We start from the raw sequence: 6261 nt of genomic DNA, 5'->3' as shown, positions 1-6261 counted from the left end.
CGGAAGTCACAGTTGAATTATTTGACGAAAACAATGACCTAGTAGATACAACCACAACAGGTACAGATGGTACATACTCATTCAACGATGTCGAACCGGGTAACTACAATGTAGTCGAAACCAACCCTGTTGGATATCAAGATGTGAGCGACCAAGACAGCACCCCTGACGGTGATACTGCGGACAGCGATACCACAGTAGACAACAGCATTGGAGTCACTGTGAACCCTGGGGAAGACGATACTGGTAACGATTTCGTTGATGAGTTGCAAGTTCCACTACTCTCCTTAATTAAGGACGGTAGCTACGTTGATGTAGGTGATGACGGTCTCAACCCTGGTGACCAACTCAACTACACCTTTGATGTCACCAACGACGGCAATGTCTTAATCACTGGTGTCGCGATTAACGAACAATCCTTCGACTTACCTGGTCCGATTGAGATTACAGCTCCAGCAGATATTGACTTGTCTCCAGGGGAAACCCAACAATGGACAGGAACTTACACCTTAACTCAGGAAGATATTGATGGTTTAGTTGCTGACCCAGTGGTAGATAACGTGGCAACTGCTACAGGTACTGACCCCAATGGAGACCCTGTGGAGAGTCCAGAAGACCCGGCAGAGATTCCATTCGATCCACAAGCAGTCCTCTCCTTAATCAAGTCAGGTAGCTATTTTGATGTAGGTGATGACGGTCTCAATCCTGGTGACCAACTCAACTACACCTTTGATGTCACCAACGATGGCGATGTCTTAATTACTGGTGTCACGATTAACGAAGTATCCTTCGACTTACCTGGTCCGATTACCATTACTCCTCCAGCAGATACTGACTTGTCTCCAGGGGAAACCCAACAATGGACAGGAACTTACACCTTAACTCAGGAAGATATTGATGGTTTAGTTGCTGACCCAGTGGTAGATAACGTGGCAACTGCTACAGGTACTGACCCCAATGGAGACCCTGTGGAGAGTCCAGAAGACCCGGCAGAGATTCCATTGGACGATCTAATTCCCGGCTCCATTTCTGGTACAGTCACCGATGATGATGATAACCCACTGGAAAATGTACCCATCGAATTGTTGGATTCTGATGGTAACTCTGTAGGCACTACGACTACAGGTCCAGACGGCACATACTCATTCACAGATGTAGAACCTGGAAACTACAACGTTGTAGAAACCAATCTACCTGGTTATCAAGATGTCAGTGAGGAAGATGGTCTAAATGACGGTGGTGATGACACAGATGGTGGTAACAACAATATCGTTAACAACATCCCAGTTATCTTAGAACCTGGTGAAGCAGATACAGGTAACGACTTTGTGGATGGTCTAATTCCAGTAATTGCAAGTCCTGGTGTCCGCACACCCGGATTCTGGCAAAACAAGAAGTGGCAGAAATTCTGGGACGGCATCGAAGGCAACGAACCTTCACAAGCAGGTAAACCAGACTTCCCCGATGGCGACCTCTTCTATCCACCTTACACCAACTCAGAGGAACCCGGAAAAGTCCTCGATCCCGTGACAGGAGAGTATCAAACTGGCATTCTGATCGGTGACTACAACCGCAATGGCAAGACTGATGAGGATGAAAACACGATCTTCTACACTACTGATGAAGCATTGGATATTATCAAAGCCTCAAACAAGGTGCAACAAGACAAGCGGTACACCCTTGGACGTTCGCTCAATGCGTCCTGGTTGAACTACCTTGCAGGCAACCCAGCACCAACGGACGATATCACCGATGGTATTCAATGGCTTCAGACCCTAACACCAGATGAAGATAGTGATGGCAAGGGTGACGGTGCTCTCGAAGACCTGGTGACTGGTATCGATAGTCCGCCAATTGCAGCAAGCTCCGGTTTCTGGAACGGCGGTATTGATAGCCCTATTTCCAGTTTGCCCAGTCCCTATGATCAAAATATTGGTATGGAAGGTGCATTGCCGCTTCCTGCTGGTAATGAGATCCACGGGATACTAGACGACTACAACAACAACGGTTTGTAATTGTGCATCCACTAATTCTGCTTTAAATTGGGCATGATTAGCTAGTTATAGTCCGAACTTCAAATCAATTACAATATACAAGGTGTGGTGGAGGATATCTGCCATACCTCTTTTTTAGATCATCACAATGAGCAAACTTTGTTTATCCTTAACCCAGAAAAACCAAAAACAGTTTTTGTAATACCAATTTCATAAAATATTGCAAAGCGTGAGGACACAGGGAACAGGGAACACCGGAGCTGGGAACAGGGGACAGGGAACAGAGAAACATAAATATTAAAGAGGAAAAAAGGTGGAAATTTTAGAATTTATGGAATTTGTGATTTCTTCTTTTAAGAAGAAATCACAAATTAAGATGTAACTGCCTTTGCGTGAATTTGGTATAACTATATTCAAAGCATCAATGTCACCACTACAAGGAGAAAGAACTTTTGCCGTTCTACTAAACTTACCCAAACTTACCCATGAATGATTGCATGAGCTTTGGAGCTAGCTTCCTGTTTCACTGAAGACCACTGACTATTGTCTGTAACTTATCTTCTCCACAGGCTTCAAATCGCTTGGAACTCAAGCTACTGATGCACATAGTTTTCTAAGTTGACAGCAGCATTAAAATCTCTGTCAGCAGTGAAACCACATTCACTACATTTATAAGTTCTCACATTCAACGGCATTTTCTGTTGATGCCCACAATTTGAACATATTTGAGAACTTGGATAAAATCTAGGAGCTATGACTAATTCACTGCCGTACCACTCACACTTGTATGTAAGTTGACGCTTAAATTCATAAAAGCCACAGTCTGCTATGGCACTTGCCAGTTTATGGTTTTTGAGCATTCCACTTACATTCAAATCTTCTATGACTATGGTGCTGTGGTTCAAAGCTCGCCCATGTTGTCAGTTGATGAAGTGCATCTGCTCTGATATCTGCTACTTTTTTGTGTAGTCTTGCTAGCTTTTTGATGGCTTTAGCTCTGTTAAAAGAGCCTGGCTCTTTTTTGATGACACGGCGCTGATAACGAGTTAGTCGTTTTTTGGCTTGCTGATAGGCTTTAGGGTTGGCAAAGGGTGTGCCATCGCTACAAGTTGCTAAAGTGTTTATTCCCACATCTACACCGATAACATCTCGTTTTTTGGCAGTATGGGTTGGTTCATTATCATATTTAAAGCTGATGTACCAATTATTTGCACGTTTAGATATTCTCACATTTTTAACTATTACAGATGGTAAGATTTCGTAAGTTTTTACTATTCCTATTCTGGGTAACTTTATATAGTTTCCTTGAATAATTTTGATACTACCTTCTAAATAGAAACTGTCTTTTTTCCCTTTTTTCTTAAACTTTGGGAACCCATGTCCCCGAATAGTTAAAAAGTTTTTGAATGCCCTTTCTAAATCTCTTAATGCTTGTTGAGGGGCACATTTTGATACTTGATAGTACCAAGGATTGATTGGTTTAACTTCAGCTACTAAACGTTTATGTAAAGTAATTGCACTAGGGCGTTTTTTTGTTTCTTGATACTCACTAATACAATAGGCTAATCCCCAGTTGTAAGCGTGCCTAGCTACACCTGCGTGTTTAGCAAGAATTGTTTTTTGTTTGTTGTTAAGTTTTAATTTAGTCTTTATTGATTGCACAATGGGTACTATACCTCCAATAAATCTATGACATTGATTCTATTATATGACAAAGAATGTCTAGTTATGTACAATCTTGTCCAATTATTTGACTTCAGTAGTTAGCCCTCATATCATGTCCGCTGGGGCGCGTTTGTATAAAAGTTAGCGTGAATATCTACAGGAAATTTACGTTTTTTCAAGTTTTTAAGCCTTCTTCCCTCTTCCTTCTTCCCTCTTGCTTCTTCCTTACCTTCACGCTTACAATACCGATGCTAAACGAATCTGTCGGATTGGCGACGTATAGGAGGAAAAACAGTTATCAAGATTTGGTAATGGTGAAGATGCAGAATGTTTTTATACCTAATTAAACAGATTTGATATGAGATGGTCAATCAGCAGGCCAACACAGACATCTGGGGAGATGGTGACATCTCTAATGGTGCAGCACCAAGAGTTTTAAAGGAGACTTTTAAGGTTTTGGGGGCAGTGGAAGTAGAATAGACGGTGGTGGTGCATAGTCATGGAAAAAGAAGTGTAGGGAGATGGAGACCCACCCCTCGCCCCTCCCCCTCCCAGGAGGGGAATTTGGGGAGATGGGGGGATGGGGAGTGTGGGAAAAATTAAAAAATATATATCCTCACCATTACCATGCAGGACTACCGAATAGATATTTACGGAGCAGCTAATACAGTCAAAATGGACTTCTCGGTGTTAGACTAAAATGTCGAGCAAATCATAGACACGACTGAATGAGCAAGAATTCAACTATTGATACAAAAGAGCAAATTCTTAATGCTGCGGAGAAACTTTTTGCTTCTCTAGGCTTTGCTGGAACTTCTCTAAGGGCCATAATTCGAGAGGCAGATGTGAATTTGGCTGCAGTCCATTATCATTTTGGTTCAAAAGAAGAATTATTTATCGCAACAGTTCAACGAGTAGCACAACCCATTGTTGAAGAACAACTACGACAACTGGCAATTCTGGAAGACTCTGAAGACCTCCCTTCAGTGGCAGAAATTTTAGCAGCTGTAATTACCCCACCACTACAAATAATTCAGGATAGCTCAGAGCAATGTCTAATTCATGCCAAATTTATGGGCCGTTGTCGCACAGAACCCTATCCAATTCAGAGACTAGCGGAAGCAGAATTTAGTAGAACTCACCAAAGATTTCTAGATATAATGCAGAAAGTGCTTCCGAATCAATCTCCAACGGAATTAGAATGGAAACTCGATCTTGTGATAGCGATGTTGATCCGAGTTCTCAATCAAATTGAGCCATTAGAACCCCTGAGTGAAAAAAGTTCTAGTGAGGAAATTGACGATCTTGTAGAACGTCTAGTAACTTTTATCACTTTTGGAATTAGTGCTTAGGTTAGTGCCGCTACGCGGAAGTCAAAAGTCAAAAGTCAAAAGTCAAAAATATTGATTGGTAAGGCTTTTAGGATTTTGTAACTGGTTAGTTATTTCTGCCATTCTGCACTAGAGAGTAGGGAGCAGGGAGAAAGAATTGATGAATAAGAGTGAGATAATTAATTTTATTTTCTATTATCGGAGATGTCTAATGAAGTGGATGTTCTGTTGAGGTTATAAAATCAACTTAAAAGTATAATCATTATTTATTATTATCACACTTTTAATTAAATGACTGAACTGTTTACCTTAATATTTGATGTTGACGGGACTTTGGCAAATACAGAGCGAGATGGCCATAGAATAGCTTTTAATCAGGCTTTTGCTACAGCAGGGTTAGATTGGGAATGGTCAGTTTCGTTATACGGAGAATTGTTGGAAGTAGCGGGTGGCAAAGAACGTATCAACTTTTATATTAGTCGGTATCAACCAGAGTTTAAATCATCTCTTCCACTCCAGGAATTAATTTATAATCTGCACGCCACGAAAACTCAATATTATCAAAGGTTATTAGCAACAGGAACTATTCCATTGCGCTTGGGTGTAAAAAGATTATTAGCAGAGGCACGAAATCAGAAAATACGGTTAGCGATCGCCACTACTAGCACTTTAGAAAATGTAACTGCATTATTAGAAAATACTTTGGGCAAGGAAAGTTTATCATGGTTTGAAATAATTGCAGCAGGAGACATAGTTCCAGAAAAAAAACCTGCGCCAGATATTTATTATTATGTGTTAGAAAAAATGAATATTCAACCAGATAATTGTCTGGTATTTGAAGATTCAGATAATGGTTTAGAAGCTGCTTTGACAGTAGGATTAAAAACAATTGTTACAGTTAATGATTATACGCAAAATCAAGATTTTACTGGTGCAACTTTAGTTTTAAATCATTTAGGAGAACCAGATCAACATTTTACTGTCATAGCTGGAGATACTAAAGGTAGAACTTATGTAGACATGAATTTAATAGATGATATTATCAACTTCAGGTAAGGAAGAAGGAAGAAGGAAAAGGGAAGAAGAAAGAAGGGTTAAAAGCTAGAAAAAACTTAAATTTACTTGTAGATTTCACGCTAACTTTTATAGAACCCATTTGAGATCTATATAATTATGGTTCTCAAGTCTTTTCGCGCATCAATTTTGACCGAAAATCATCAGCAAGGAGTTGAATTTTTTGTATTATCTCTGCCCACATCTTCCCTCTTCCC

General features: G+C 40.5%; 5 protein-coding genes. 3 read left to right on the top strand and 2 right to left on the bottom strand.

Annotation, left to right across the window (positions count from 1 at the left end; all coding sequences use genetic code 11):
• On the top strand, positions 1 to 2015 hold a 2015-nt coding region (locus tag F6K18_RS31160; protein ID WP_287526734.1), incomplete at its 5' end, for an SdrD B-like domain-containing protein.
• 572 nt (positions 2016 to 2587) lie between these two features.
• Here F6K18_RS31160 and F6K18_RS37045 read toward each other — a convergent pair.
• Together F6K18_RS37045 and F6K18_RS31155 are read right to left on the bottom strand one after the other, a co-directional pair.
• On the bottom strand, positions 2588 to 2854 hold the full coding sequence (locus tag F6K18_RS37045; RefSeq protein WP_353735229.1) for an RNA-guided endonuclease TnpB family protein: 267 nt from the start codon (positions 2852 to 2854) through the stop codon (positions 2588 to 2590).
• A complete protein-coding gene (locus F6K18_RS31155; RefSeq protein WP_353735228.1) occupies positions 2838 to 3656 on the bottom strand; it encodes a transposase in 819 nt (272 codons plus the stop codon). The genes F6K18_RS37045 and F6K18_RS31155 overlap by 17 nt, the downstream gene beginning before the upstream one ends.
• 731 nt (positions 3657 to 4387) lie before the next feature.
• Here F6K18_RS31155 and F6K18_RS31150 point away from each other — a divergent pair.
• Positions 4388 to 5011 (top strand): TetR/AcrR family transcriptional regulator, encoded by a 624-nt coding sequence (locus F6K18_RS31150; RefSeq protein ID WP_124145301.1) that lies wholly within the window; start codon positions 4388 to 4390, stop codon positions 5009 to 5011.
• 270 nt (positions 5012 to 5281) lie between these two features.
• Positions 5282 to 6046 (top strand): HAD family hydrolase, encoded by a 765-nt coding sequence (locus tag F6K18_RS31145; protein ID WP_287526731.1) that lies wholly within the window; start codon positions 5282 to 5284, stop codon positions 6044 to 6046.
• Positions 6047 to 6261 lie beyond the last annotated feature (215 nt).

Source organism: Okeania sp. SIO2C2, assembly GCF_010692625.1.
GTDB classification, from domain to species: domain Bacteria; phylum Cyanobacteriota; class Cyanobacteriia; order Cyanobacteriales; family Microcoleaceae; genus Okeania; species Okeania hirsuta.
The sequence above is the reverse complement of the archived record's forward strand: the minus strand, read 5'-3'. Positions and strand labels throughout refer to the sequence as shown.